The organism is Pseudoalteromonas sp. SR45-4, assembly GCF_014163535.1.
Classification (GTDB): Bacteria; Pseudomonadota; Gammaproteobacteria; order Enterobacterales; family Alteromonadaceae; genus Pseudoalteromonas; species Pseudoalteromonas nigrifaciens.
In genome coordinates this window covers 1-294 of the sequence record NZ_JACJDO010000130.1, presented here as the reverse complement: position 1 = coordinate 294, position 294 = coordinate 1, and the positions used below count along the sequence as shown (strand labels likewise).

Below are 294 nucleotides of genomic sequence, written 5' to 3'. Positions count from 1 at the left end.
ATTATTCTTTGTTGGGATATCGCCAAGCGGTAAGGCACCAGGTTTTGATCCTGGCATTCCCAGGTTCAAATCCTGGTATCCCAGCCAACTTCTTCTACCAAGGAAAGTTGTTTAAAGAATAGCTCAGCTAAGAGCTTAAAATTGCAAACTGTGTTTTATTACACAAACGATGCGGGAGTGGCGGAATTGGTAGACGCGCTGGATTTAGGTTCCAGTAACTTCGGTTGTGAGAGTTCAAGTCTCTCTTTCCGCACCATTTCTTGATAAGAAATAAAACTATCAATTATTCTTTGT

2 tRNA genes are annotated in these 294 nt (G+C 41.2%); both read left to right on the top strand.

From position 1 onward, the window contains the following. Positions 1-12 precede the first annotated feature (12 nt). Positions 13-87 (top strand) — tRNA-Gln (locus tag H5058_RS18295). An 84-nt stretch (positions 88-171) separates the two neighbouring features. Continuing rightward, a tRNA-Leu gene (locus tag H5058_RS18290) sits at positions 172-256 on the top strand. Positions 257-294 lie beyond the last annotated feature (38 nt).